At 61.9% G+C, this 24,612-nt stretch carries 27 protein-coding genes; 20 read left to right on the top strand and 7 right to left on the bottom strand.

Annotation, left to right across the window (positions count from 1 at the left end; all coding sequences use genetic code 11):
* Positions 1–66: 66 nt before the first annotated feature.
* Together O7B34_RS23615 and O7B34_RS23610 are read right to left on the bottom strand one after the other, a co-directional pair.
* Positions 67–1,041 (bottom strand): alpha/beta hydrolase, encoded by a 975-nt coding sequence (locus tag O7B34_RS23615; protein WP_337148353.1) that lies wholly within the window; start codon positions 1,039–1,041, stop codon positions 67–69.
* A 92-nt stretch (positions 1,042–1,133) separates the two neighbouring features.
* Entirely contained in the window at positions 1,134–1,955 is an 822-nt protein-coding gene (locus O7B34_RS23610; RefSeq protein ID WP_337148351.1) for an SDR family oxidoreductase, read from the bottom strand.
* Between the two features lie 228 nt (positions 1,956–2,183).
* On the opposite strand from O7B34_RS23610, the gene O7B34_RS23605 reads away from it, so the two are divergent.
* The 5 genes from O7B34_RS23605 (at position 2,184) to O7B34_RS23585 (ending at position 6,117) form a co-directional block, all read left to right on the top strand.
* Positions 2,184–3,218 carry a cysteine synthase A gene (locus O7B34_RS23605; RefSeq protein ID WP_337148350.1) on the top strand — a complete coding sequence of 345 codons (1,035 nt, stop codon included), beginning with the start codon at positions 2,184–2,186 and terminating at the stop codon, positions 3,216–3,218.
* The gene (locus O7B34_RS23600) at positions 3,218–3,961 is read left to right on the top strand and encodes an alanyl-tRNA editing protein (protein ID WP_337148349.1); all 744 of its coding nucleotides are present in this window, start codon (positions 3,218–3,220) and stop codon (positions 3,959–3,961) included. Before O7B34_RS23605 ends, O7B34_RS23600 begins: the two co-directional genes overlap by 1 nt.
* Positions 3,962–3,999: 38 nt before the next feature.
* Positions 4,000–4,866 (top strand): 3-mercaptopyruvate sulfurtransferase, encoded by an 867-nt coding sequence (gene sseA, locus O7B34_RS23595; RefSeq protein ID WP_337148347.1) that lies wholly within the window; start codon positions 4,000–4,002, stop codon positions 4,864–4,866.
* A 4-nt stretch (positions 4,867–4,870) separates the two neighbouring features.
* Positions 4,871–5,434 (top strand): GNAT family N-acetyltransferase, encoded by a 564-nt coding sequence (locus O7B34_RS23590; RefSeq protein WP_337148346.1) that lies wholly within the window; start codon positions 4,871–4,873, stop codon positions 5,432–5,434.
* A 215-nt stretch (positions 5,435–5,649) separates the two neighbouring features.
* A complete protein-coding gene (locus O7B34_RS23585; protein ID WP_337148344.1) occupies positions 5,650–6,117 on the top strand; it encodes a DUF1203 domain-containing protein in 468 nt (155 codons plus the stop codon).
* Between the two features lie 221 nt (positions 6,118–6,338).
* On the opposite strand, the gene ald is transcribed toward O7B34_RS23585, so the two are convergent.
* Entirely contained in the window at positions 6,339–7,454 is a 1,116-nt protein-coding gene (ald, locus tag O7B34_RS23580) for an alanine dehydrogenase (RefSeq protein ID WP_019858003.1), read from the bottom strand.
* A gap of 157 nt (positions 7,455–7,611) precedes the next feature.
* On the opposite strand from ald, the gene O7B34_RS23575 reads away from it, so the two are divergent.
* Positions 7,612–8,085: an Lrp/AsnC family transcriptional regulator gene (locus O7B34_RS23575; RefSeq protein ID WP_015317948.1), complete on the top strand. Its 474-nt coding sequence runs from the start codon at positions 7,612–7,614 to the stop codon at positions 8,083–8,085.
* Between the two features lie 68 nt (positions 8,086–8,153).
* Here O7B34_RS23575 and O7B34_RS23570 read toward each other — a convergent pair whose 3' ends face one another.
* Positions 8,154–8,813: a 5-formyltetrahydrofolate cyclo-ligase gene (locus O7B34_RS23570; protein WP_337148342.1), complete on the bottom strand. Its 660-nt coding sequence runs from the start codon at positions 8,811–8,813 to the stop codon at positions 8,154–8,156.
* Between the two features lie 164 nt (positions 8,814–8,977).
* On the opposite strand from O7B34_RS23570, the gene O7B34_RS23565 reads away from it, so the two are divergent.
* A complete protein-coding gene (locus tag O7B34_RS23565) occupies positions 8,978–10,243 on the top strand; it encodes an NAD(P)/FAD-dependent oxidoreductase (protein WP_337148341.1) in 1,266 nt (421 codons plus the stop codon).
* A 151-nt stretch (positions 10,244–10,394) separates the two neighbouring features.
* Complete coding sequence (locus O7B34_RS23560) at positions 10,395–12,374, top strand: bifunctional 2',3'-cyclic-nucleotide 2'-phosphodiesterase/3'-nucleotidase (protein WP_337148340.1); 1,980 nt, start codon at positions 10,395–10,397, stop codon at positions 12,372–12,374.
* A gap of 154 nt (positions 12,375–12,528) precedes the next feature.
* Here the strand turns inward: O7B34_RS23560 and O7B34_RS23555 are convergent, their stop codons facing one another.
* Entirely contained in the window at positions 12,529–13,785 is a 1,257-nt protein-coding gene (locus O7B34_RS23555) for a cyclopropane-fatty-acyl-phospholipid synthase family protein (protein ID WP_337128267.1), read from the bottom strand.
* A gap of 333 nt (positions 13,786–14,118) precedes the next feature.
* On the opposite strand from O7B34_RS23555, the gene O7B34_RS23550 reads away from it, so the two are divergent.
* From O7B34_RS23550 to O7B34_RS23525, 6 genes are all read left to right on the top strand, one after another.
* Entirely contained in the window at positions 14,119–14,253 is a 135-nt protein-coding gene (locus O7B34_RS23550; protein WP_263489212.1) for a hypothetical protein, read from the top strand.
* A gap of 134 nt (positions 14,254–14,387) precedes the next feature.
* Positions 14,388–14,678: a Dabb family protein gene (locus O7B34_RS23545; protein WP_337148339.1), complete on the top strand. Its 291-nt coding sequence runs from the start codon at positions 14,388–14,390 to the stop codon at positions 14,676–14,678.
* A gap of 181 nt (positions 14,679–14,859) precedes the next feature.
* The gene (locus O7B34_RS23540; protein ID WP_337148338.1) at positions 14,860–15,744 is read left to right on the top strand and encodes a VOC family protein; all 885 of its coding nucleotides are present in this window, start codon (positions 14,860–14,862) and stop codon (positions 15,742–15,744) included.
* On the top strand, positions 15,741–16,583 hold the full coding sequence (gene kdsA / locus O7B34_RS23535; RefSeq protein WP_337148335.1) for a 3-deoxy-8-phosphooctulonate synthase: 843 nt from the start codon (positions 15,741–15,743) through the stop codon (positions 16,581–16,583). Before O7B34_RS23540 ends, kdsA begins: the two co-directional genes overlap by 4 nt.
* 78 nt (positions 16,584–16,661) lie before the next feature.
* Positions 16,662–16,865, top strand: coding sequence for a dodecin family protein (locus tag O7B34_RS23530; RefSeq protein WP_140758630.1), 204 nt, complete (start codon positions 16,662–16,664; stop codon positions 16,863–16,865).
* An 83-nt stretch (positions 16,866–16,948) separates the two neighbouring features.
* Entirely contained in the window at positions 16,949–17,314 is a 366-nt protein-coding gene (locus O7B34_RS23525) for a PRC-barrel domain-containing protein (RefSeq protein ID WP_337140574.1), read from the top strand.
* A gap of 57 nt (positions 17,315–17,371) precedes the next feature.
* Here the strand turns inward: O7B34_RS23525 and O7B34_RS23520 are convergent, their stop codons facing one another.
* Positions 17,372–17,497: a hypothetical protein gene (locus O7B34_RS23520; protein WP_084636826.1), complete on the bottom strand. Its 126-nt coding sequence runs from the start codon at positions 17,495–17,497 to the stop codon at positions 17,372–17,374.
* Between the two features lie 201 nt (positions 17,498–17,698).
* Here O7B34_RS23520 and eno point away from each other — a divergent pair, with 201 nt between their 5' ends.
* Positions 17,699–18,973 (top strand): phosphopyruvate hydratase, encoded by a 1,275-nt coding sequence (gene eno, locus O7B34_RS23515; RefSeq protein WP_337148333.1) that lies wholly within the window; start codon positions 17,699–17,701, stop codon positions 18,971–18,973.
* Positions 18,974–19,021: 48 nt separating this feature from the next.
* On the opposite strand, the gene O7B34_RS23510 is transcribed toward eno, so the two are convergent.
* Entirely contained in the window at positions 19,022–20,158 is a 1,137-nt protein-coding gene (locus O7B34_RS23510) for a lipase family protein (protein ID WP_337148332.1), read from the bottom strand.
* A gap of 189 nt (positions 20,159–20,347) precedes the next feature.
* On the opposite strand from O7B34_RS23510, the gene O7B34_RS23505 reads away from it, so the two are divergent.
* The 5 genes from O7B34_RS23505 to O7B34_RS23485 form a co-directional block, all read left to right on the top strand.
* Complete coding sequence (locus O7B34_RS23505; RefSeq protein ID WP_337140572.1) at positions 20,348–20,671, top strand: FtsB family cell division protein; 324 nt, start codon at positions 20,348–20,350, stop codon at positions 20,669–20,671.
* 191 nt (positions 20,672–20,862) lie between these two features.
* Complete coding sequence (gene pdhA, locus O7B34_RS23500; RefSeq protein WP_337148331.1) at positions 20,863–21,900, top strand: pyruvate dehydrogenase (acetyl-transferring) E1 component subunit alpha; 1,038 nt, start codon at positions 20,863–20,865, stop codon at positions 21,898–21,900.
* A 14-nt stretch (positions 21,901–21,914) separates the two neighbouring features.
* Positions 21,915–23,309 carry a pyruvate dehydrogenase complex E1 component subunit beta gene (locus tag O7B34_RS23495; protein WP_337148329.1) on the top strand — a complete coding sequence of 465 codons (1,395 nt, stop codon included), beginning with the start codon at positions 21,915–21,917 and terminating at the stop codon, positions 23,307–23,309.
* Positions 23,310–23,321: 12 nt separating this feature from the next.
* Positions 23,322–23,609, top strand: coding sequence for a hypothetical protein (locus O7B34_RS23490; RefSeq protein WP_140505258.1), 288 nt, complete (start codon positions 23,322–23,324; stop codon positions 23,607–23,609).
* A 3-nt stretch (positions 23,610–23,612) separates the two neighbouring features.
* The coding region (locus O7B34_RS23485; RefSeq protein ID WP_337148328.1) for a 2-oxo acid dehydrogenase subunit E2 at positions 23,613–24,612 on the top strand (1,000 nt) is incomplete at its 3' end.

Here is a 24,612-nt window from a genome sequence, read left to right as displayed (position 1 = left end):
GGTGACTGACCAACAAAGAAAGGGCTGATGAAGCAATGCTTCATCAGCCCTTTTCGTCTCCGAACCTTACTTCGCCACCGCCTCGACCCAGACAGCAATCCGTTGCGCCAGGAAAGCCGTAGTGGATGGCGACAGCGCGTCGCCGGCGATGACATGATTGTCGGGATCGCCACTGCTTTCGATGGGGACCAGTTCATGCGGGCCGCCCCAGCGCGCGGCGATTTCGCGGGTACGGTCGGCCCGCACCACTCTGTCCAAATCCGAGAAGATGAACAAAGCCGGGATGGTCGCCTTCTCCACGGGCGCGCCATAGGCTAGCTCCGTCAGGGCCTGCATCGGCATTGTCGCTGCGATCGGATATCTGGTGGTCCAGAATTTCTCATGCAGCGCGTTGCGCGGCGCGAAGCTGCGTTCTCTGCCGGCGACGAGTTCAGCGATCTGCTTGCCCCATGGCATGGTCAGGACCTCGGCGCCGGATGCCTTCACGCCGAAATTGGGCGAGATGAATGCAATGGCCGCCACGCCCTCGGATGCACCGGCCTGCGTCGCCGCCCAGGCCGCCAGCGAGCCGCCGGTCGACGTTGAGATGACTATCACCTTGTCGCCGATCGCCCGGCCGATGGCGAGCGCCTCCTCATAGTCGTTGATCCAGGCATTGACGCTGCCTTGCGTCATTGCCGCGCCGTCCTGCCCGTGACCGGTGAGGCGGGTGTAGAACAGGTTGGCGTCGAGCTGGTCGGCAACGTCGTCGGGCAAGGGCCGGACCTCGCCCTTCGATGCGGAAAAGCCATGGATGTAGACGATCGACAGCGGCGTCTTGGCGTGCACCATCGGGTTCGCCCAGACGATCTCCTTCTCCAGCCCGTCGCGAATACCGGGCACGGCGGCTTCAACCTTTGCCACATAGGCCTGTGGGTCGTCACCGATGACGGAAGGATCGAAACGGATCGTGGTGTCGACCGGTACGCGTGGACCCAATACAAAGGCCAGTGCGAGGACGGCGATCAGGCCCAGCACAGCAAACACGATCCGTCGCCCCATCGCAGACTCCACGCAACAACATTCAAGCTATGGTGGTGGCCATGCACAGGCAACGGCCGTTCAGGCAGCCAAGCCACCAATCCTGTGGGCATCTATTTGTTGGGCGGTTTGCGCTCATACTGCAGCGGCCGTGCCTTCCAGCTGGTCGTCAGGTTGATCACCCATCTGCATAAAGGCCTTGGCAGCATGCCAAGAATTTTCAGCGGCCAGCTCGTTCTATACGGGAAGGTGACTTCGAAGCCACCGGACTTGATTCCCTTCACCATGCGGCGCGTCGCACGGCCAACCGGCATCAGGCCCGGCATCGGCAGCATGTTCTTTTCGGTCAGTGGCGTGTCGACGAAACCGGGGTTTACGACCTGGACGCGGATGTTCATCTTGTCGAAATCATATTTCAGCGACTCGGCCAGGATGTTGATCGCCGCCTTGGTGCCGCCATAGGCCGCCGTGGTCGGCCAGCCGAAATAGGCGGTCACCGAGCCGACCAGAACGACATGGCCACGCGCGCGCACCCGCATATACTCGACCACAGGCACGAGCCCATTGATGATGCCGAAATAGTTGACCTCGAAGGTGCGGCGGAAGTCCTTGACGACGAGGGACTCTCCAGGTGTCGCGATGTAATTTCCGGCATTGAAGATGGCGAGCACGATCGGCCCGAGGTCCTTCTCGATCGCCGCCACCGTCCTTGCCATGCGCGGCTCGTCGGTGACGTCGCAGGGAAAGGACACGACCTTGCCCGGCATCTGTGCGGTCTCGACGATGAGCGTGTCGATCGGATCGTCGTCCAGCGCCGTCACCGCCACCGCATACCCTTGTGACGCCAGATCCCTGGCCAGCGAGCGGCCGATGCCGCTGCTGCCGCCCGTGACCCAGGCGACGCCGTGTTTCGGATCGGCCCGATAGAGTGTCATGCTTGCGCCCCCGCCGAGTTATTGGTGTCTTGCTCTAGCGGTGGAGAAATCGAATGAAAAGAGTGCTTCTCGACGCCGGGTGCAAATGAACTGTCCTGTGTCCGCCCGGTCCCCAGCGACATCCATGCACCGCAGCGCCGGAAATGCGACTGGACCAGACGAATTCTTGCCTTGAAACCGAAGCGTTGGGTTTCTAGGGTTTCGGCGCACGTACACAAGGAATCCTGAATGCCCCGTTCTGTGATCGACGCGATCGGCAACACGCCTCTGATCCGCCTCAATAAAGCTTCCGAAGAGACCGGCTGCGAGATCCTGGGCAAGGCCGAGTTCATGAATCCGGGCCAGTCGGTCAAGGATCGCGCCGGGCTGTTCATCATCCGCGATGCCGAACAACGTGGCCTGTTGAAGCCGGGCGGTGTCATCGTCGAGGGGACGGCCGGCAACACCGGCATCGGGTTGACGCTCGTCGCCAAGGCGCTCGGCTATCGCACGGTCATCGTCATCCCGGATACGCAGAGCCAGGAAAAGAAGGACACGATCAGGCTGCTCGGCGCCGAACTGATCGAAGTGCCCGCCGTGCCTTACAAGAACCCCAACAATTATGTGAAGCTGTCGGGGCGGCTGGCCGAGCAGATGGCGAGAACCGAGCCGAACGGCGCCATCTGGGCCAATCAGTTCGACAATGTCGCCAACCGCGATGGTCATATCCGTACCACGGCCGAGGAAATCTGGGCCCAGACCGGCGGCAAGGTCGACGGTTTCGTCTCGGCGGCGGGTTCGGGCGGAACGCTGGCCGGTGTCGGGCTCGGTTTGAGGGCCAGGAGCAAGAGCGTCAAGATTGCGCTCGCCGACCCTCTCGGCGCCGCGCTCTACAGTTTCTACACCAGTGGTGAGCTGAAGTCCGAAGGCAGTTCGATCACCGAAGGCATCGGGCAAGGGCGCATCACCGCCAATCTCGAAGGCTTCACGCCTGACTTCTCCTACCAGATCAAGGATGAGGACGCGCTGCCGATCGTCTTCGACCTGATCCAGGAAGAAGGCCTGTGCGTCGGCGGCTCGACCGGCATCAACATAGCCGGCGCGATGCGGCTGGCCAGGGATTTGGGCCCGGGCCACACCATCGTGACGATCCTCTGCGACTACGGCACGCGCTATCAGTCGAAGCTGTTCAACCCGGAATTCCTGCGCGACAAGAAGCTGCCTGTGCCGGGCTGGATGGAACTGCAGAGCAAGATCTCGGTGCCGTTCGAAAAGGTCGCGTGATGGCGCACAAGACAGAAGCGCTGTTTCGCCACGATGCCTATCTCAGGACGGCTGACGCCACGGTCGTCGCCATCAATGAGCGCGGCGGCATCATCCTCGACCGGACGATCTTTTATGCCACTTCTGGCGGCCAGCCGGGCGATAGCGGGACGTTGGAGTGTGCCGACGGCAGCCGCATCGAGATCGCCGCCACGATTACAGGCGAAACCAAGGACGAGATCATCCATGTGCCGGCGCCGGAGCAGGCGGCACCGGCCGTTGGCGAGCGGGTGAAGCTGGCAATCTTCTGGGAGCGTCGGCATCTGTTGATGCGCATGCACGCTGCCTGCCACCTGCTCACCGTCGTCTGTCCATTCCCGATCACCGGTGCGGCGGTTTCCGAGGACGACAGCCGTGTCGATTTCGACATTCCGGACGCCAGCTTCACCAAGGAAGATGTGACCGCCGGCATGATGGACCTGGTGAGGGCTGATCATCCCATCTTCACCAGGCTGATCAGCGATGAGGAATTGGCCGCCAATCCCGGCCTGGTGAAATCCAAGAATGTCCGACCGCCCGTTGGCACGGGCAATATCCGCCTCGTCTGCATCGGCGAAAGCGCCTCGGTGGACAGCCAGCCCTGCGGCGGCACCCATGTGAAGAGCACCGGCGAAATCGGCGAGATCCACATCGGCAAGATCGAGAAGAAGGGCCGGGAGAACAGGCGCTTCCGCATCCGCTTCGGCCCCATGCCGGCGAACTGAACAGACAGACACCGTCGAAAGGCGGTAGGAGAAAAAAGATGGCCGAAGACAGTCCTTTCACCGTCGACGCGGACTGGCTGCAGGAGCGCTTGGGCCAGCCGGGCCTGACGATCATAGATGCCTCCTGGTATCTGCCGGCGCAAAAACGCGACGCGCGCGCCGAGTATGATGCAGCCCATATTCCAGGCGCCCGTTTCCTGGACCAGGATGCCGTTTCGGATCCCGACGCCGCCTTGCCGCATACGCTGGCATCGCCGCAGCATTTCGCCCAGTATGTCGGCTCGATGGGCGTTTCGGCCGATGACACCATCGTCGTTTATGATGGCCCGGGTTTCTTCTCGGCGCCCCGGGCATGGTGGATGTTCCGCATCATGGGCGTCTTCCAGACCTATATTCTGGACGGCGGCTTCGACGGATGGAAGGTATCCGGCCGGCCGGTAACGGCCGAGCCGACCAAGATCGCGCCAAGCGTCTTTCATGCTGATTTCGATGCCGGTCGCGTCGTCGGTCTGGCCGACATGCGCCGGATCGTCGATACGAAAGCAAGCCAGATTGCCGACGCCCGGGGACCGGGCCGCTTTACCGGTGTCGAGCCCGAGCCCCGCGCTGGCATCCGCTCCGGCCATATGCCGGGCGCACGCAACATCCCTTATTCGGCGCTTTCCGAAAACGGCAGGCTGCTGCCGAAAGACCGTTTGCGCAAGGTGATAGAGGACGCCGGTATCGACCTGTCCAAACCAGTGGTCACATCCTGCGGCTCCGGCGTCACCGCCGCGGTGATCACGCTGGCGCTGGAGACGCTTGGCCACACCGACAACAGGCTTTATGACGGCTCATGGACCGAGTGGGGCGGGCTGTCCGATACGCCGGTCGTGACCGGCCCAGCGAAGACCGGCAAGGAATGAATTGATGGAAAACGGCGTGCTGCAGGATATTGAAGTCACGGTGACTTTTCTGGAGATGCATGCCCCACAGGCCGCCTCGCCACCGGTGCCCTACAACCGTCAGGTCGCACTGCTGAAGACCAGGGATATTCCCTTGCATTTCTACCGCTACCTGATGGACCGGGTGGGGCGCAAATGGCACTGGGTCAATGTTCTAAGGCTGAATGACGACGAGCTGTCGGCCGGAATCCACCGCGAGGATCGCGACATCAGGGTGCTCTATCTCGACGGTTCGCCGGCAGGCTTCTTCGACCTCAAGCCGCATCTGCCCGAGGAAGTCGAACTCGCCTATTTCGGCATGATGGAACACGCCACCGGGCAAGGCATCGGCCGCTGGTTCCTTGGCTCGGCGATTACGGCGGCATGGTCGTATGGGCCGAAACGGGTGACGGTGCAGACCTGCACGCTCGACCACCCCGCAGCCCTGCCGCTCTACCAGAAGCTCGGTTTCAAGCCGGTCGCTCAGAAGAAAGAGGTCGTGCATCCCCTGCCTTTCGCCGAGCGCTCGGCCAGCGTCATGCGGCCGTAACTCCAGCCGGAATCTGAACCGCCTCTTCGACTATTTCATCAAGTGATTTGTCGCACTGATTAGCCGGCTTATATCTGAGGATGCCGGTGATCCCATCGAAGGTCTACGGGGGCCGATCCTCACATCGGATCGGTTCCCGGATGCTTGGCGGGAATCGGGTGGGAAGCCCTGTCGTGAGCGGGTAATTTCCGGTCGATAGCAACGGAGATCTTGCCATGGCCATCCAGTTCACAGCTCTGCCGACCGAAGATGTAAGGGCCCTGCAGCGCGGCGGCCCCGATGCCTATGGCCAGACGCCCGAGCGGAAAATCTCTGACGGTGATGGCATGCCTTGCCGGCATTGCCTTGGGAATATCGCCGCCGGAGATGTCTACCTAGTCCTCGCCTACCGGCCATTTCCGAACCCTCAGCCCTACGCTGAAACAGGGCCGATCTTCCTGCATGCCCAGGAGTGCGAGCGTGCCGCCGGGGCAGGGCTGCCGCCGGAGATTCTCGATAGCCCGGACTATATCGTGCGCGGCTATGGCAGCGATGATCGTATCGTCTACGGTAGCGGTGGCGTCATCCCGACCCAAGCAATTGCCGCACGAGCCGAGACCTTGTTCGAGCGTGAAGACATTGCCTATGTGCATGTCCGCTCGGCGCGCAACAATTGCTACCAATGCCGTATCGAGCGCGCATGAGATGCAACGATTGCCGGAAGAAAGCTTCTGTCGCACCGCTGTCGCATGGACGCGCTAGAAAGCCATTGTCGATCGATTGGCCGACCGCGGATGAACCGGCGGCAATCTCGATATCGAGGAAGCGGGGCTTTGGCTCCGCTTTTTTGTTGCCTGCACCGATCGCTCAAGAAAAAACCCGCCGGTTTGAGCCGGCGGGGGACTGAAGGAAGCTTTCGGGCGAATTAAGCCGCCAGCACTGCCTTCGGCTCGACCAGTTCATAGCCGAGCGCTTCGGCGACCGCGCGGTTGGTGATCTTGCCCTTGTGGACGTTGAGGCCGTTGCGCAGGTGATGGTCGTCGACCAGGGCCTTCAGGCCCTTGTCGGCGAGCTGCAGGCCATAGTGCAGCGTTGCGTTATTCAGCGCATGAGCCGAAGTGACCGGCACCGCACCAGGCATGTTGGCGACGCAGTAGTGGATGACACCGTCGACCTCGTAGGTGGGTTCGGCATGGGTGGTCGCGTGCGAGGTCTCGAAGCAGCCGCCTTGGTCGATGGCGACATCGACCAGTACCGAGCCCTTTTTCATGCCGGACAGCATTTCGCGGGTGACGAGCTTCGGCGCGGCAGCGCCCGGGATGAGCACGGCGCCGACGACGATGTCGGCCGAGAAGCATTCTTCCTCGAGCGCCTCGACGGTCGAGTAACGGGTGTGGACCCGGCCGGCGAAGAGGTCGTCCAGCTGGCGCAGACGCGGGATCGAGCGGTCGATGATGGTGACATCTGCGCCAAGGCCCGCGGCCATGCGGGCCGCGTGGAGGCCAACGACGCCGCCGCCGAGCACGGTGACCTTGCCGGGCAGCACGCCGGGCACGCCGCCGAGCAGCACGCCGCGGCCGCCATTGGCCTTCTGCAGCGCCGTGGCGCCGGCCTGGATCGACAGGCGGCCAGCGACTTCCGACATCGGCGCCAGAAGCGGCAGCCCGCCACGATCGTCGGTCACGGTTTCATAGGCAATCGCAGTGACGCCCGATGCGAGCAAGCCCTTGGTCTGTTCCGGATCTGGGGCCAGGTGGAGATAGGTGTAGAGGATCTGGCCTTCGCGCAGCTGTACCCACTCATTGGGCTGCGGCTCCTTGACCTTGACGATCATGTCCGACTTGGCGAACACGTCGGCGGCCGTCTTGGCGATGGTGGCGCCGGCGGCGCGATAGGCATTGTCATCGGCGCCGATGCCGGCGCCCGCGCCGGCCTCGACCAGAACTTCATGGCCATGGGCGACATATTCGCGGACCGAGCCCGGCGTGAGGCCGACACGGTATTCGTGGTTCTTGATTTCCTTGGGGCAGCCGACGCGCATTTTCTTCTCCTGATCCGGGCCCTTTTGGGCTCACTCCCTGTGAGGACGCAGTGAACCATGAATCGGCGCGCAGGTGTTTGCGAATGCGCTTGCAGGAGAGCGCGTCCTTCGATAATCGTTGCGAAAAATGTACTGATATTCGCAGGAATCACGAAGAATGCCGCTCGACAGGATTGATATCGCCATTCTGGAGACGTTGCAGAAGGATGGCCGGATGCCGAACGCGGCCCTTGCCGAAAAGGTCGGCCTGTCGCAGTCGGCCTGTTCGCGCCGGCTCGACAATCTGGAAAAATCCGGAACCATTCGCGGTTATCACGCCCGGCTTTCCAATGCAGCCCTTGGCCACCAGATGACGGCGATCGTCCACATATCCCTCTCCGGCCAGTTCGAGAAGACGCTGTCGGACTTCGAAGCGGCGATCAAACGCTGTCCGAACGTGCTGTCGTGCCACCTGATGTCGGGCGAGTACGACTATATCCTGAGGATCGCGGCAAAGGATCTCGTCGACTACGAGCGCATCCACAAGGAATGGTTGTCGGCGATGCCGCATGTAACGAAAATCAATTCGTCCTTCGCCTTGCGTGAAATCGTCGACCGGACGGCCATGGGCCTGAAGCCGGAAATGGCTTAGAGCCCGACCGAAATCTCGTTCGTGTGGTCATCTGAAGGCGTTTTTCTGCCTTCGAAACGGCCTCTAACTTATGCCGTGGCAGCCTCCGTCACGATCCGGTCCATGGGAATGTCGTGCCACTGCGGATAGATGGTGGCGATGCGCTGCAATTCGTAGCCGACGCCGATGACCAGTGGCTTGAACGACATGGCGGCCAGCGTGCGGTCGAAGAAGCCGCCGCCATAGCCCAGCCGATAGCTTGCCGGATCAATGCCGACAATGGGCGAGATGACGATGTCCGGCAGCACCGGATCGCCTTCGGCCGGGATCGGGATGTTCCACACCCCTTTCTCCAGCCGGTCGCCCGGTTTGTAGGCGCGAAAGATCAACGGCTGACCCTTTTCGACGACGATGGGCAACGCGGTGCGGCCGCCGTGCGCGTTGATCGACGCCATCCATGGCCGCAGATCCGGCTCGCCGCGAAACGGCCAGTAGAGGCTGACCATCCGGCCTGCTACGCCACCGATCACGGCGTCGAGGCCTTCCGCGATGCGTTGCGACATTGCCGTTCGCGCTTCGGCGGAAACGGCAAGGCGCGCCGCGATCAGGCGTTCACGCTCGGCCCTGCGCCAGCGCCTGACGTCGGTCCAGTCGCTGAGCGGTGGCTGGAACGCGGGATCGAGCTCATGCATGAAGCAGGGCGGCGAGGCATACTGTGCCGGCCCCTGTTCGTCATGATCTTTAGCCATGCCTCACCTCATCTCGCATTCGATGACGCTATACCTCGCGATACGATACAACATGCGCATTCACGACATGGCACGACGAGTCTTGCGCACTGTCCTGCCATTGTTGCATTGCACAAAAATACCTACATCTAGGCAGGCAATCTTGCCCATCAAGGGTGAATGAAATGAGCGATGCCAGACATCATGTCGTCGTCGGCGGCGCCGGGTTCGGTGGCCTTGAATTCACCCGCGCGCTGGCCGGTGTAGCAGTGCGCATCACCATGATCGACAAGCGCAACCATCATCTGTTCCAGCCGCTGCTCTATCAGGTGGCAACCACGGCGCTGGCGACCTCGGAGGTTGCCTGGCCGATCCGCCATCTCCTGCGCAAGCGCAAGGATGTGGCCACGCTGCTGGCCAATGTCACGGGAGTCGACCGGGCCGGCAAACGTGTTTTGCTCGACGATGGCAGCACCGTCGCCTACGACACGCTGGTGCTCGCCACCGGCGCGCGCCACGCCTATTTCGGCCATGACGAATGGGAGCCTTTCGCACCGGGCCTGAAGACATTGGAGGACGCCACCACCATTCGGCGCCGCATTCTTCTGGCCTTCGAGCAGGCGGAGCGGGAACCCGACCCCGCCAGGCGCCAGGCGCTGCTGACGATTGCCATCGTCGGCGGCGGGCCGACCGGCGTCGAACTTGCCGGAACCATTGCCGAACTGGCGCATGACACGCTGCGCGGCGAATTCCGCAACATCGATACGCGCCAGACGCGCGTGGTGCTGATCGAGGCCGGCGACCGCATTCTGGCCAATTTCGCGCCGACGCTCTCCGACTATGCCGGGAAGGCGCTGGAACGGCTTGGTGTTGTGGTCGAGCTTGGCCGGGCCGTTACGCGCTGCGATGCCGAAGGCGTGGTTTTTGGCGACACGGTTCTGCCGGCCCGCACGATCCTGTGGGCAGCCGGCGTTGCCGCTTCGCCCGCCGCCGAATGGCTGGGAGCGAAGGCGGACCGGGCCGGCAGGGTCTTGGTCGAGCCTGATCTCAGTGTGCCCGGCAGCCCGGAAATTTTTGTCATCGGCGACGCAGCGCTTGTGCTGCGGCGCGACGGACGGCCGGTGCCCGGCGTGGCACCTTCCGCCAAGCAGGAGGGACGGCATGTTGCCGCGACCGTCAAGGCCAGGCTTGCCGGCGACACGAGCCCGCGGCCTTTCCATTACAAGCATGCCGGTGATCTGGCGACGATCGGCAAGCGCGCGGCCGCGATCGATTTCGGCTGGATCAAGCTGACCGGCTGGCTCGCCTGGTGGCTCTGGGGCATCGCCCATATCTATTTCCTGATCGGTTTCCGCAACCGGCTTGCGGTTTCGCTGAGCTGGCTATGGATCTACGTCACAGGCCAGCGCAGCGCCCGGCTGATCACCCAGGGCGACGACGACAAGAGCTGACTTTCTTCACCGCGCTTTTCATCGGGCCGTCATCTGTAGCTGATGGATTGGCGTGCCGATGCGCGCGACTTCTTGAGTGGACTTGAGCCGGTTTCAGCGCGAAGTTCGCTTCGGGGCAGGGCCTGTCAGGTCGTCGAAGTAAGGAGAAAATATGTCGCAACTGCTCCATCCCGTCTCTCGCCGTGGTCTCCTTGCGGGGGCCGCTGCCACAGGGGCGCTGATCATGCTTCATCCCTTCTCCGCCCGTGCGCAGGCTAACCAGGCGCATCTGAGAATCATGGAAACCACCGATATCCATGTGAACGTGCTGCCCTATGATTACTACGCCGACAAAGCCAATGACACGATGGGGCTGTCGCGCACGGCGTCCCTGATCGACGCCGTGCGCAAGGAAGCAGCCAATTCGATGCTGATCGACAATGGCGACCTTTTGCAGGGCAATCCGATGGGCGACTACATCGCCTATGAGAAGGGCCTAAAGGAAGGCGATCTCCATCCGATCATGAAAGGCATGAACCTGCTCGGCTATGAGTGTTCGACACTTGGCAACCACGAATTCAACTACGGCCTGTCCTTTCTGGACAAGGTACTGGCCGGCGCCAATTTCCCGTTCGTCTGCGCCAATCTGATCCGGGGCACCGAGCTTGCCGCCAACCCGCGCGACGACAAGCTCTACCTCAAGCCCTACATAATCCTGGACAAGAAGATCAAGGACGGGTCAGGCGCGGAACAGCCGATCAGGATCGGCATCATCGGTTTCGTACCGCCCCAGATCATGATCTGGGACCTCAAGAATCTCGAAGGCAACGTCAAGACGCGCGACATCGTCGAGGCGGCGAAGGCCTGGGTGCCGCAGATGAAGGAGGAGGGCGCCGATATCGTCATCGCGCTCTCGCATTCCGGCATCGACGTCAAACAGGGTGATATGATGGAGAACGCCTCGTTCTTCGTCGCCGGCGTCAAAGGCATCGACGCGGTCTTCACCGGCCACCAGCACCTGGTCTTCCCCGGCAAGAAGGATTTCCAGGCGCTCGAGGGCGTTGACGCACAGAAGGGGACGCTGCAAGGCAAGCCCGCCGTCATGGGCGGTTTCTGGGGCTCGCATATGGGCCTGATCGACCTGATGCTGGAACGCGACGGGTCGAAGTGGAAAGTGGTCTCGGCGACATCGGAGGCGCGGCCGATCTTCGAGCGCGTCGACAACAAGAACAAGCCGACCGTCCCGGACGACAAGCGCATCATTGCCGCTGTCGAGCAGGACCACGAGGCGACGCTCGCCTATGTGCGCCGCCCTGTCGGCAAGACCTCGGCTCCGCTCTATTCCTATTTCGCGCTGGTGGCCGATGATCCGTCGGTGCAAATCGTCAACCAGGCGCAGAGCTGGTATCTCAAGGATATCCTGAAGAGCACCCAGTGGAAGGACGTGCCGATGTTGTCGGCGGCGGCGCCCTTCAAGGCCGGCGGACGCAGCGGCGCCGACTACTATACCGACGTGCCGGTGGGCGACATCGCAATCAAGAACGTCGCCGACCTCTATCTCTATCCGAATACGGTTCGCGCGGTTGAGATCACGGGTGCGCAGGTGAAGGAATGGCTGGAGATGTCGGCCGGCATCTTCAAAAAGATCGAGGCAGGGAAGGCTGAGCAGCCGCTGATCGACCCTGAATTCCCCTCCTACAATTTCGATGTCATCGATGGCGTCAGCTACAGGATAGACCTCTCGCAGCCGCCGAAATACGATTCCAAGGGCGGCGTCGCCAATGCCGGTTCCAATCGCATTGTCGACCTGAAATTCGACGGCAAGCCGATGGATCCAGCAGCGAAATTCATCGTTGCGACCAACAACTATCGTGCCGGCGGCGGTGGCAACTTTCCCGACATCAATGCCTCGAAGATCATCTACGAGGCGCCTGACACCAACCGCGACGTCATCGTCCGCTACGTCATCAGCCAAGGCACCATCAACCCGACGGCGGATGGCAACTGGTCGTTCGCGCCGTTGCCGGGGGCCAGCGTCGTCTTCGAGACAGGCGTCAAGGCAAAGGACTTCATTGCCGATGTGAAGTCGCTGAGGATCGAGCCTGCCGGCGAGGGCGAAGCTGGTTTTGCCAGATATCGCATTCTTCTCTGATAAGGCCGCCAAAGCCGGATGCGGTCAGTCCTGGCCGCATCCCCAAGGCCTCCAGTCAGCTCTTTGGAGGGGTGGGCGGCGCGGATCGCTCCTGATCACCGGCATGACAGAATCCAGCGCATCCGTGGAAAAGCCGCTGTCAGCCTGGCCAGCCTTACGCCTTGTAGACCACCTGGCGCACGTCGATATAGCTGGTGCGGAAACCGGCCTCGCAATAATGCAGGTAGAATTCCCAGAGCTTCTTGAAACGATCGTCGAAGCCGAGCGGCACGATCTTTTCCCACGATCCCCGGAAACGCTGGCGCCATTCGGCAAGCGTGCGGGCATAGTCCTCGGGGAAAACGCGTTCGCGTAGATGGGCAAGGCCGTGCGTCGCGCCAAGCGACTTCAAGATGGACGGCGTCGGCAGCATGCCGCCTGGGAAGACGTAGCGCTGGATGAAATCCGGCCTGGCGCGGTAGGTGTCGTAGGCGGCTTCGTTGATGGTGATGATCTGCAGCCCCGCGGTGCCGTCGGGCTTCAGGCAAGCCTTCATCTTGGAGAAGAATACCGGCCAGTATTTCTCGCCGACAGCCTCGAACATCTCAATCGAGGCGATGCGATCGTAAGTGCCGGTTTCATCGCGGTAATCTTGCAGCTTGATGTCGACCTTGTCGGCAAGCCCCGCCTTGGCGATGCGCGCCTTGGCGAAATCGTGCTGCTCGCGGCTGATGGTCAATCCGGTAACCCGGCAGCCGATTTCGCGCGCCGCGAATTCGGCAAAGCCGCCCCAGCCGCAGCCGATCTCCAGCACATGATCCTTGCCACTTATACCCGTATCCCTGGCCAGCTCCCGGTATTTGGCGGCTTGGGCGCTCTCGAGATCGTTGGCGCCATTGGCATAAAGCGCCGAGGAATAGGTCATGCTCGGGTCGAGCCATTCCTTGTAGAAGGCGTTGCCGAGATCGTAATGCGCCGAGATATTGCGCTTCGACCCCGTGCGGGTGTTCTCGTTGAACCAGTGGCGGATGCGCTGGACCGTGTTGATGAGCCAGCTGGCGCCGCCCGCGACGCGTTCGCCGATCGCCGAGTTGACCACAAACAGTTCGAGGAAGCTGGTGACGTCAGGGCTTTCCCAATCGCCGTCCATATAGGATTCGGCAACGCCGATCGTGCCGCCGGAAAAGGCGCGGCCCGGCAGACGCCAGTTCTTGAGCACGAGTTCGGCGTCGGGACCCGGCGCCTTGCCGCCGACGAGAACGGCGCGGCCGTCCGGCATCCTGACCTTCAGCGAACCGCGCGGCAGGCTCATGGCCGCCGACAGCACCATGCGCGCCTTGGCCGGCAGGCCCTTGACGATCTCGGCGAAATTGAATTCATCGAGCCTGACCGCTTCGCTCGGCACTATGCCGTGATGTTCCCCGTGTCCCATTCCATGCCCCTGGATCTCCGTGGCGTCGGCGCAATTGCCGAGCTACGGTTCCCTTGGATCATCCGCCGGGTTCGAACGCCCTTGCCTCGACCGGTAGCTTGCGGATCCGGCGACAGGCGGGCTCGAACGAAAACGCGCCCCTTAGCCAGAGCCTCAGCGCTTCCCGTGAATGCCTGCCACAATCTTCCACGTCATGAGGGGGAACTTCAAGAGGCACGCCCGAAAGCTGGACCGTGCCACGCGGCGCCCGGCATCTGACGTCTTGCGTAAGGTCGCTGCAGCCCAATCAAAAACGCCTATGGCAGCAGCAGCGCTAGTGCGATAGCTTTAGCCATGCGTTATGTAATCGTCATTGCCGCCATCGCGTTCTTCCTGATCTGGGACGGCCTCTACAATCAGGGCCGGTATCTCGACGTCACGGTCAGGGAGGTTTCCCATGCGGTGCGCTACGTCACCGGCAAGACCTAGACATCCCCTTCAAATTGGCAGCTGAGGTCCAGCACCGATCGAGGCGCGTCGCAAGGACGTGTGGCGCCATGACCGGTTGACGCGAAGAGACCGCCGTCACAAAAGACCCCGACATTCAGATCGAGGAGGCGGGATTGATCCGGCATATCGTTTTCTTCAGCGCACGGCGCAAGGAAGATGTGGAAGCAGTTCGTACCGGCCTGCTGGCGCTCGGCGATATTCCTCATTCCAGCCTTTTCGAGGTCACGTTGAACACCAAGGTCGACCCGCTGTCGGATGAAGTTGATGTCGTCGTCTACGCGGAATTCGCCGATGACGCGGCGCTGGCCGCCTACAAGGCGCACCCGCTCTATGCGCAGACCACCAGCAACGTCAAACCAATGCGCGAACTGCGCTATTCCGCTGATGTCGTGGCCGGAACCTGATCCAGCGCTTGCTCCAGAAGGTGCCGTTCGCGGCGCCCCCTGAAATAACCGGGCAGCACGTGAAGGCCGCCGGGGAAGGTTGATGGCCTTCCGCCAGGCCCGCAATTCGTCCAGCGCGACGCGCCGCCGCCGGCGATCAAGGTCTTGAACCGATCTTCCGAATGATGCACATCGCGCTTCCATGACCTCATCAGGCATTCATCCGCTCGATCATCTGGTTTTGCCGACACAGAGCCTCGATGCCGCGCGCGCCCGGCTCGACGCGCTTGGCTTCGTCGTCGCTCCGACCGGCATCCATCCCTTTGGCACGGAAAACTGCTGCGTTTTCCTTGCCGACGGCACCTATCTGGAGCCGCTTGCGATTGGCAGTGAACAGGCTGCGACAGAGGCGGCTGCCGAGGGCAATGTCTTCGTTGCGCGCGACCGCCTTTATCGCGAAAGCCATGGCAACGAGGGATTTTCCGCGGTGGTTCTTGGCACGGACAATGCCGATGGTGACCATGAACGCTATGTCAAAGCCGGCCTGTCGGCGGGAGACACGCTGAGCTTCTCGCGAACCTTCACCGACGCGGCGGGCAAAAGCGATACGGCCTCGTTCAAGCTCGCCTTTGCTGCGGCTCACGGCCAAACGGACGCATTTCTTTTTACCTGCCAGCGCATCAATGCGCCGAAAGTGGACCGCGCGGCATTGCAGGCTCACCCCAACGGCGTCGACGGAATTGTCGAGGTGATTGCAATCAGCGGCGGCGCCCCAGCCGAGCAGCATCGGCTGATTTCAGTGGCGGTCAACGACCCGTCCGCCGATACGCAAGGCGGCACTTTTCATCTGCCGAACGCGATCTTGACCGTCCTGGACGCCGCCTCTTTCACGGCGCGCTTTGGAATGCCGGCCGGGGCGCCATCAGAATTGCGCTTCGCCGCCGTGGTTTTTTCGATCCGCGACATTGACGCCGCCGCAAGCCTGCTTGCGGCCAATGCCATCGAACACGATATGTCGGGCAATGACATCATCGTGCGGCCGGCACCCGGGCAGGGCGCGGCTTTCATCTTTCGGGAGATCCAATGAGCAACCCCCTGGCACCCAATTCGTCGGTAACCGTCGGCAATGTCGTCTTCGACAATGCAGGACCCCTGGCGCTGATCGCCGGCCCGTGCCAGTTCGAATCGCGCCAGCACGCCTTCGATATGGCCGGTGCGCTGAAGGACCTGACCGGCAGGCTCGGCATCGGCCTCGTCTACAAGACGAGCTATGACAAGGCCAACCGCACCTCGCTGTCGGCAACGCGTGGTGCCGGCATGGACGCCGCGCTTCCAGTTTTCGACGAATTGCGCAAGGAATTCTCGCTGCCCGTGTTGACCGATGTCCACACCGAGGAGCAGTGCGCGATTGTTGCTCCGCATGTCGATGTGCTGCAGATACCAGCTTTCCTGTCGCGCCAGACCGATATGCTGGTCGCCGCCGCAAGGACGGGCAAGGTCATCAATGTCAAGAAGGGGCAATTCCTCGCGCCTTGGGACATGAAGAACGTGGTCGCCAAGATCACCGGTTCCGGCAATGCCAATGTGCTGACCACCGAGCGTGGCGCTTCTTTCGGCTACAACACACTTGTGTCGGATATGCGCGCTCTGCCTGTTATGGCCGAGATCGGCGCCCCGGTGATCTTCGACGCCACCCATTCGGTGCAGCAGCCGGGCGGGCAGGGCGGGTCGTCTGGCGGAGAGCGCCGCTTTGTCGAGACGCTGGCCCGCGCGGCCGTTGCCGTCGGCGTTGCCGGCGTCTTTATCGAGACCCATCAGGACCCCGACAATTCGACCTCTTCCGATGGTCCCAACATGGTGCCGCTGAAAGACATGCCGGCACTGCTGGAAAGGCTGATGGCCTTCGACAGGATCGCAAAGGGCTGAAAAGCCACCATCTTGTAGCGAACAAGCCCCAGTTGTACGCTTTGTCCTGCAAATGAGCGTTTTGGCAGGAGGAAGCCAATGTCTGTCGCCCGCGTCACCGAAATCACCTCGTCGTCCAGCAAGAGCTTTCAGGACGCCATCGAGCAGGGAATTGCGCGCGCCTCGAAGACCCTGAAGAACGTCGAAGGCGCCTGGATCCAGGACCAGAAGATCGTTGTCGAGGATGGCAAGATCGCGGCCTATCGCGTCAACATGAAGGTGACTTTCATCCTCGCGGAGTGATCAGGCAGCCGCCAAAAAGTCGGGAACTTTCGCCCGCGCCTCTCATTGTCAAGCAGTGATCAACGACAACGAGGAGTACGATAATGACAACCCAGACAGGCCACACCGAAGCCATTGCCGCTTCGCGAGTCATCGGCACTACCGTCTACAACACCCAGGGCGACAGCATCGGCAGCATCGAGGACGTCATGCTCGACAAGACGTCGAATGGCATCATGTTCGCGGTGATCGGATTTGGCGGCTTTCTCGGCATTGGCGAGAAGTACCACGCCGTTCCTTGGGCAACCCTCGACTATGATGAGGCAAGAGGCGGCTATGTCGTACCCTTCACCAAGGAACAGCTGAAGGCAGCGCCTGCCCATTCGATCAACGAACTGGCCGGCGCGGATGGCGAGAGCGCGCGCGACGAGTCCTATCAGTATTACAAAGTCACGCCCTATTGGCATTGACGCCACAATCGAAAAAGGGGGTCGTTTCGACGGCCCCCTTTTCGATTCAAGGCAACGCTACTCGCTGATGTGCGAAGCCGCCAAAGGCGCAAAGGCTTTTGGCGGTGACTGCTGATTGTCGCATGACGTCAGGAACGCCGCGGCGATCAGGAACAGACTGACGATACCGCTCAACTCAGACATGGCGAAACTCCTCCTGTTTCGCCCCGCGCGACAACATCCATAACCCGGAATGCGCGTGTGGTGGCATGACTTATGATGACAGAAACTTGCGCTTCGTGAATCGAGCGAACGGCAATATTCGGCCAGGGCCCGATTGCCTTTTGCGTCGCTTTGGCTAAGACGGGCGCGACCCCTTTCTCCAGATCAATCGAGGACATCGCAATGACCGCCATCATCGATATTGTCGGGCGTGAAATCCTGGACAGCCGTGGAAATCCGACCGTCGAGGTCGATGTCGTTCTCGAAGACGGCTCGATGGGCCGCGCCGCTGTGCCGTCGGGCGCCTCGACCGGCGCCCACGAAGCCGTCGAACTTCGCGACGGCGGCGCCCGCTATCTCGGCAAGGGCGTGCTGAAGGCCGTCGAGGCGGTCAATGGCGAACTGTTCGAGGCGATCGGCGGCATGGAAGCCGAAAACCAGATCCATATCGACCAGACGATGATCGAGCTTGACGGCACGCCCAACAAGAGCCGGCTCGGCGCCAACGCCATTCTGGGCGTTTCGCTGGCGGTCGCGAAAGCCGCGGCCGATGCCGCCGGCCTGCCGCTCTATCGCTATGTCGGCGGCACCAAGGCGCATGTCCTGCCGGTGCCGATGATGAACATCATCAATGGCGGCGCGCATGCCGACAATCCGATCGACTTCCAGGAATTCATGATCCTGCCGGTCGGCGCGCCGACGCTGCGCGAAGGCGTGCGCTGGGGTTCGGAAATCTTCCACACGCTGCGCAAGAAGCTGAAAGATGCCGGCCACAACACCAATGTCGGTGACGAGGGCGGCTTCGCGCCGAACCTGAAGAGCGCGCCGGTGGCGCTCGACTTCATCATGGAATCGATCGAGAAGGCCGGATTCAAGCCGGGCGAAGAGATCGCGCTCGGCCTCGATTGCGCCGCGACCGAGTTCTTCAAGGACGGCAGCTATGTCTATGAGGGCGAGAAGAAGACGCGCGACCCCAAGGCGCAGGCCAAGTACCTCGCCAAGCTCGCCGCCGATTATCCGATCATCTCGATCGAGGACGGCCTCGCCGAGGATGACTGGGAAGGCTGGAAATACCTGACCGACCTGATCGGCAAGAAGACGCAGCTCGTCGGCGACGATCTCTTCGTCACCAACACGGCGCGCCTGCGCGATGGCATCCGCATGGGTGTCGCCAATTCGATACTGGTCAAGGTCAACCAGATCGGCTCGCTGACCGAGACACTCGACGCGGTCGAGACCGCGCACAAGGCAGCCTACACGGCCGTCATGTCGCACCGTTCGGGCGAGACCGAGGATTCGACCATCGCCGATCTTGCCGTCGCCACCAATTGCGGACAGATCAAGACCGGCTCGCTGTCGCGCTCCGACCGCATGGCCAAATACAACCAGTTGATCCGCATCGAGGAAGAACTCGGCAAGCAGGCGCGTTACGCCGGCAAGTCGGTGATCAAGAGCTGAGCGGGAACACCATATCCGGAGGCGGCGAGGTCACATCTCGCCGTCCCGTCATCGGATAGGACAGTCGTTCGGTGATGGCTGACCTGCGAATCGTCCGGCCATCCAGCGCAATGTCTCTTCGGCGGAAGCGGTCGCCGTTGTGCGATGAATGCCGTTCAATATCGACACGAAGCGAATTTGTTCTCCGCGTCCACAAGCATTGACAACGAAGCGCTTCGTCACATCGGCAGAGACGACGGCATCGTCGGTGCCTTGCGCCACGAACAGCGGTGCACCAGCGGGACCGCCACCTGCCGAATTGGTGACAAGCAGCGAACGCCACGGCTCGATGGCGGTCAGGTGGACATCCGTAATCTGACGACGGAGGCGTGCCACTTGGATCTTGGTTCGAAGGGCCGGATCCTCGCTGCCACATGTAGAGGCGAGCCGATGCAGTAAGCGCCGGGCCGTCGGTTTGGCGATCGTTCCCGTATCCGCGTGATAGACCTTGGACCAGCTGTCGACCGCAAACGCCGTCAAAATCGTGCGAACCATCGGACTGGAGCTATCTCCAAGGTTCATGATTAAGTCTGTCGGTGGCGCTGCGGCGGCTACACCAAGCAGTTGCAGATCGGGCGCGTAGCCGTGCGCCTCCTGTCCAGTGAAGAGCGCGGCGTGCGCGCCTTGCGACAGCCCCCACACGATGAATTGCGTGCTGGCATTCGCATGCTCGACCTGTCGCGCGGCGCGGACCGAATCGAGCACCGCGTGTGCCGCGGCCTCCCCCACGAGGTAGGCATGAGGCCCCGGCGTTCCGAGCCCCGGGTAGTCCGTGGCCACAACGGTCCATCCCTGCCTGACCATTTGTTCGAGGGCCGGAATGGAAGCCAATGCGCGCGGTCCCAATGACGGGGCACAAGGCTCCGCGATGCCCGTGGTACCATGCGCCCAAGCTACCACCTTGCGGCCGCCACTCGGCGCAAGGCCGCTTGGCGCGACGAGCACGCCGGTCGATTGCACCGGGCGTCCCTCGTGGTCGGTCGTGTCGTAGCGAATGCGCCACGCCATCGCACCCGCAGGAGCGCCAGAGATCGCGGTCGCCGCAACCAGATGTCCCGACTCCGCCAAGGAGACAGGCAGGTGCGCGAAAACCAGAAAGAGGACAAACGCACATCGCGCCGTGATATCGAGTGCTCGCGTTTGCATTGGGGTACTCCTCCTCGGGGACGTCGGATCAGCGATCTCAGGCGGCTATGGCGTGCGCTGTATGTCCGTCCTTTTCGGTTCTTCGTTTCGGCAGCCTGCCAAATCCAGTCGTGCGTAACCGTCCATTAAGCACAATCGGGCGAGATAGATGCTAGGTCGTAGCGTTCGCGACCCGAAGGAATTTGAAACATGTGGACACGTCAGCACAAGCAGAGAAACACCGGCCGGCTGATCATTCCCTCGCTCTGCGTGGCGTTCCTGGCCTATTTCGGCTTTCATGCCTACCATGGTGAATTCGGCATCAATTCCAAATACAAGCTGGAGGCCGAGACGGTCGCGCTGCAGGGTCAGCTCGATGCGATCAAGGCGCGCAGGACGGAGCTCGAACGGCGCGTCAAGCTCATGCATGATGGCACGCTGGAGAAGGACATGCTCGACGAGCAGGCTCGTAAAGCGCTCAATTTATCCCAACCTGATGAGATCACCATCATGCTGCCGGTTTCGACGAAGTAACCTATTTTCGGTTAATCAGCAATATTTTCAATGATTTTAACCGCTTAGGCGCATGCCAGCTATGCAATTTCGACATGGCGGAACGCCTTTCTACGTGTTAGCCTCCCATAAATCGAAGGGGAGGGCGATCTCCCCGGAGCAGGTTGACCTTGCTCCAGTGTCCGCAAAGAGACGCCAACAGGGAGTGATGCATGGCCAACGCAGCCAGAAAAGCGCCTGCCAAATCGAAATCCGACGGCAAATCCGGTCTGTCGGCACCAAAGCCTGCTGACTTCACCAAGAACGAAGAGCTTGCCGCCTACCGGCACATGCTGCTCATCCGCCGCTTCGAGGAAAAGGCCGGCCAGCTCTACGGCATGGGCTTCATTGGCGGCTTCTGCCATCTCTATATCGGCCAGGAAGCCGTGGTCACCGGCATGAAGATGGCGCTGATCGACGGCGACCAGATGATCACGGCCTATCGCGACCACGGCCACATGCTGGCGATGGAGCTGTCGCCGCGCGGTGTGATGGCCGAGCTGACCGGACGCCGCGGCGGCCTGTCCAGGGGCAAGGGCGGCTCCATGCACATGTTCTCCAAGGAAAAGCATTTCTATGGCGGTCACGGCATTGTCGGCGCGCAGGTGTCGCTCGGCACCGGCCTGGCCTTCGCCAACCGCTACCGCGACAACAACAATGTCTCGCTGACCTATTTCGGCGACGGCGCCGCCAACCAAGGTCAGGTCTATGAGAGCTTCAACATGGCCTCGCTGTGGAAGTTGCCGGTGATCTACATCATCGAGAACAACCGCTACGCCATGGGCACCTCGGTTTCGCGCTCGTCGGCGGAAACCAATTTTTCGCATCGCGGCGCCTCGTTCAAGATTCCGGGCATCCAGGTCGACGGGATGGACGTGCGTGCGGTGAAGGCGGCCGGCGATTTGGCTACCGAGTGGTGCCGTGCCGGCAACGGACCCATCATTCTCGAAATGCAGACCTACCGCTATCGCGGTCACTCGATGTCCGACCCGGCCAAATACCGCTCCAAGGAAGAAGTCCAGAAGATGCGCTCCGACCATGATCCGATCGAGCAGGTCAAGGCGCGCCTGATCGAGAAGAAGTGGGCAACCGAGGACGAACTCAAGGCCGTCGACAAGGAGGTTCGCGACATCGTCGCCGACGCCGCCGAATTTGCCCAGCACGACGCCGAGCCGGATCCGTCCGAGCTCTGGACCGATATCGTATTGTAAGGGAGGGCCAGGACATGCCGATCGAAATTCTCATGCCCGCGCTCTCGCCGACCATGGAAGAGGGCAATCTTTCCAAATGGTTGAAGAACGAGGGGGACAAGGTCGTCGCCGGTGACGTGCTCGCCGAAATCGAAACCGACAAGGCGACGATGGAAGTCGAGGCCGTCGATGAAGGCACGTTGGGCAAGATCCTGATCGCCGCCGGCACCGAAGGCGTCAAGGTCAACACGCCGATCGCCGTTCTGCTGCAGGACGGCGAGAGCGCCGCCGATGTCGGCAAGTCCGCGGCTCCCGCCAAGGCGGAAGCGGCAAAGGCGGAAGCGCCGGCCGAGGACAAGGCGGAAGTGGCAAAGCCAGCCGCCGCGCCTGTCGCGGCCGCACCGAAAACGGAAATCGCCGCAGATCCGGATATTCCGGCCGGCACCGAGATGGTCTCGACCACGGTGCGTGAAGCGCTGCGCGATGCCATGGCGGAGGAAATGCGCCGCGACGGCGATGTCTTCGTGATGGGCGAGGAAGTCGCCGAATACCAGGGCGCCTACAAGATCACGCAAGGCCTGCTGCAGGAATTCGGGCCGCGTCGCGTCGTCGACACGCCGATTACCGAACATGGTTTTGCCGGCGTTGGCGTCGGTGCGGCGATGGCTGGGCTGAAGCCCATCGTCGAGTTCATGACCTTCAACTTCGCCATGCAGGCGATCGACCAGATCATCAATTCGGCCGCCAAGACGCTTTATATGTCGGGCGGCCAGATGGGCGCGCCGATCGTGTTCCGTGGGCCGAACGGCGCCGCAGCCCGCGTCGCCGCACAGCACTCGCAGTGCTATGCCGCCTGGTACAGCCACATTCCAGGCTTGAAGGTCGTGATGCCGTATACGGCGGCCGACGCCAAGGGCTTGCTCAAGGCGGCGATCCGCGATCCGAACCCGATCATCTTCCTCGAGAACGAGATCCTCTACGGCCAGTCCTTCGACGTGCCGAAGCTGGACGACTTCGTGCTGCCGATCGGCAAGGCGCGTATTCACAAGGCAGGCAAGGATGTCACCATCGTCTCCTTCGGCATCGGCATGACCTATGCCGTCAAGGCCGAAGCCGAGCTGCGCGGCATGGGCATCGATGCCGAGATCATCGACCTCAGGACCATTCGTCCGCTCGATCTCGACACCATCATCGCCTCGGTCAAGAAGACCAACCGGCTGGTCGTGGTCGAAGAAGGCTACCCGCAGAATTCGGTCGGCGACCATATCGCCAACCAGGTCTCGCAGCGCGCCTTCGATTTTCTCGACGCGCCGGTCATCACCATTGCCGGCAAGGACGTGCCGATGCCCTATGCGGCCAACCTCGAAAAGCTGGCATTGCCGAATGTCGGCGAGGTCATCGAGGCGGTTAAGGCAGTCACATATCGCTAGGGAGCAATGCGGATGCTGTCTTTCTGGACGTTGGCAGCCATCATTGTTCCCACTGTCGTGGTCGCATTTTTCGTGCGATCGATGACCGGGAAGTTCGATGCGGTTTTGTTGATGCTCAGCGGTGCCGCGTCGCTGGTTCTTGCTATTGTGGCAACTGCTTCCGCAAAGGTCGACCAGACCGGCAGCATGATGGTCCTCGAGATGGGCAAGGGTAGCTACCATTTCGGTGTCTTGCCACCCGTGTTCATTGTCGCCACGCTGACCGTCATGCGCGGCCTTTTCAAATTCATCCAGGAGTGAGCGATGCCTATCAACATCACCATGCCGGCCCTGTCGCCCACGATGGAAGAAGGCAATCTGTCAAAATGGCTGGTCAAGGAAGGCGACAAGGTTTCGCCGGGCGATGTCATCGCCGAGATCGAGACTGACAAGGCGACGATGGAGGTCGAGGCTGTCGATGAGGGTACGGTTGCCAAGCTCGTCGTGCCGGCCGGAACCGAAGGCGTCAAGGTCAACGCGCTGATCGCCGTGCTTGCCGCCGAAGGCGAAGATGCGGGCGCTGCCGCCAAAAGCGGTGGCGATGCCGCACCGGCGAAAGCCGAAGCGCCGAAGGCTGAAGCCGCCAAGGCTGAAGCGCCCCAGCCCGAGGCATCAAAGCCCGAGGCATCAAAGGCCGAGACACCAAAGACCGAGGCGTCGAAGGCCGAGCCTGCCTCGGCAGCTCCAGCCACTGCCAATGGTCATGCGGCTGGCGACCGCACCTTTGCATCGCCGCTCGCACGCCGTGTCGCCAAGGAGGCGGGGGTCGATGTGTCGGCCGTGACCGGCACCGGCCCGCATGGCCGGGTGGTGAAAGCAGACGTGGATGCCGCGATCGCCGGCGGTGGTGCCAAGGCAGCGCCCGCCGCCAAGGCTCCGGCTGGCGCACCAGCCGCCGCGCCGGCGGTGAAGCCAATGTCGGACGACCAGGTGCTGAAGCTGTTCGAGGAAGGCTCCTACGAACTCATTCCGCATGACAACATGCGCAAGACCATCGCGCGGCGCCTGGTCGAAGCCAAAACCACCATCCCGCATTTCTACCTGACGCTCGACTGCGAACTCGATGCGCTGCTGGCCCTGCGCACGCAACTCAATGCCGCCGCGCCGGTGAAGAAGACCGAGAAGGGTGAGGCGCCCGCCTACAAGCTGTCGGTCAACGACATGGTGATCAAGGCGATGGCCATGGCGCTGAAGGCGGTGCCGGATGCCAATGCCTCGTGGACCGAGAGCGCCATGGTCAAGCACAAGCATGCCGATGTCGGCG

Origin of the sequence: Mesorhizobium sp. Cs1299R1N3 (assembly GCF_037179625.1) — a bacterium.
Taxonomy (GTDB): Bacteria; Pseudomonadota; Alphaproteobacteria; order Rhizobiales; family Rhizobiaceae; genus Mesorhizobium; species Mesorhizobium salmacidum.
Note: the sequence above shows the minus strand (reverse complement) of the source record. Positions and strands in the feature narration are given on the sequence as shown.

What these genes read in the sequence shown, in the direction of transcription:
- O7B34_RS23615 (WP_337148353.1), bottom strand. Translation starts at nt 1,041, where the DNA reads ATGGGGCGACGGATCGTGTTTGCTGTGCTGGGCCTGATCGCCGTCCTC.
- O7B34_RS23610 (WP_337148351.1), bottom strand. Translation starts at nt 1,955, where the DNA reads ATGACACTCTATCGGGCCGATCCGAAACACGGCGTCGCCTGGGTCACG.
- O7B34_RS23605 (WP_337148350.1), top strand. Translation starts at nt 2,184, where the DNA reads ATGCCCCGTTCTGTGATCGACGCGATCGGCAACACGCCTCTGATCCGC.
- O7B34_RS23600 (WP_337148349.1), top strand. Translation starts at nt 3,218, where the DNA reads ATGGCGCACAAGACAGAAGCGCTGTTTCGCCACGATGCCTATCTCAGG.
- sseA (WP_337148347.1), top strand. Translation starts at nt 4,000, where the DNA reads ATGGCCGAAGACAGTCCTTTCACCGTCGACGCGGACTGGCTGCAGGAG.
- O7B34_RS23590 (WP_337148346.1), top strand. Translation starts at nt 4,871, where the DNA reads ATGGAAAACGGCGTGCTGCAGGATATTGAAGTCACGGTGACTTTTCTG.
- O7B34_RS23585 (WP_337148344.1), top strand. Translation starts at nt 5,650, where the DNA reads ATGGCCATCCAGTTCACAGCTCTGCCGACCGAAGATGTAAGGGCCCTG.
- ald (WP_019858003.1), bottom strand. Translation starts at nt 7,454, where the DNA reads ATGCGCGTCGGCTGCCCCAAGGAAATCAAGAACCACGAATACCGTGTC.
- O7B34_RS23575 (WP_015317948.1), top strand. Translation starts at nt 7,612, where the DNA reads ATGCCGCTCGACAGGATTGATATCGCCATTCTGGAGACGTTGCAGAAG.
- O7B34_RS23570 (WP_337148342.1), bottom strand. Translation starts at nt 8,813, where the DNA reads ATGGCTAAAGATCATGACGAACAGGGGCCGGCACAGTATGCCTCGCCG.
- O7B34_RS23565 (WP_337148341.1), top strand. Translation starts at nt 8,978, where the DNA reads ATGAGCGATGCCAGACATCATGTCGTCGTCGGCGGCGCCGGGTTCGGT.
- O7B34_RS23560 (WP_337148340.1), top strand. Translation starts at nt 10,395, where the DNA reads ATGTCGCAACTGCTCCATCCCGTCTCTCGCCGTGGTCTCCTTGCGGGG.
- O7B34_RS23555 (WP_337128267.1), bottom strand. Translation starts at nt 13,785, where the DNA reads ATGGGACACGGGGAACATCACGGCATAGTGCCGAGCGAAGCGGTCAGG.
- O7B34_RS23550 (WP_263489212.1), top strand. Translation starts at nt 14,119, where the DNA reads ATGCGTTATGTAATCGTCATTGCCGCCATCGCGTTCTTCCTGATCTGG.
- O7B34_RS23540 (WP_337148338.1), top strand. Translation starts at nt 14,860, where the DNA reads ATGACCTCATCAGGCATTCATCCGCTCGATCATCTGGTTTTGCCGACA.
- kdsA (WP_337148335.1), top strand. Translation starts at nt 15,741, where the DNA reads ATGAGCAACCCCCTGGCACCCAATTCGTCGGTAACCGTCGGCAATGTC.
- O7B34_RS23530 (WP_140758630.1), top strand. Translation starts at nt 16,662, where the DNA reads ATGTCTGTCGCCCGCGTCACCGAAATCACCTCGTCGTCCAGCAAGAGC.
- O7B34_RS23525 (WP_337140574.1), top strand. Translation starts at nt 16,949, where the DNA reads ATGACAACCCAGACAGGCCACACCGAAGCCATTGCCGCTTCGCGAGTC.
- O7B34_RS23520 (WP_084636826.1), bottom strand. Translation starts at nt 17,497, where the DNA reads ATGTCTGAGTTGAGCGGTATCGTCAGTCTGTTCCTGATCGCCGCGGCG.
- eno (WP_337148333.1), top strand. Translation starts at nt 17,699, where the DNA reads ATGACCGCCATCATCGATATTGTCGGGCGTGAAATCCTGGACAGCCGT.
- O7B34_RS23510 (WP_337148332.1), bottom strand. Translation starts at nt 20,158, where the DNA reads ATGCAAACGCGAGCACTCGATATCACGGCGCGATGTGCGTTTGTCCTC.
- O7B34_RS23505 (WP_337140572.1), top strand. Translation starts at nt 20,348, where the DNA reads ATGTGGACACGTCAGCACAAGCAGAGAAACACCGGCCGGCTGATCATT.
- pdhA (WP_337148331.1), top strand. Translation starts at nt 20,863, where the DNA reads ATGGCCAACGCAGCCAGAAAAGCGCCTGCCAAATCGAAATCCGACGGC.
- O7B34_RS23495 (WP_337148329.1), top strand. Translation starts at nt 21,915, where the DNA reads ATGCCGATCGAAATTCTCATGCCCGCGCTCTCGCCGACCATGGAAGAG.
- O7B34_RS23490 (WP_140505258.1), top strand. Translation starts at nt 23,322, where the DNA reads ATGCTGTCTTTCTGGACGTTGGCAGCCATCATTGTTCCCACTGTCGTG.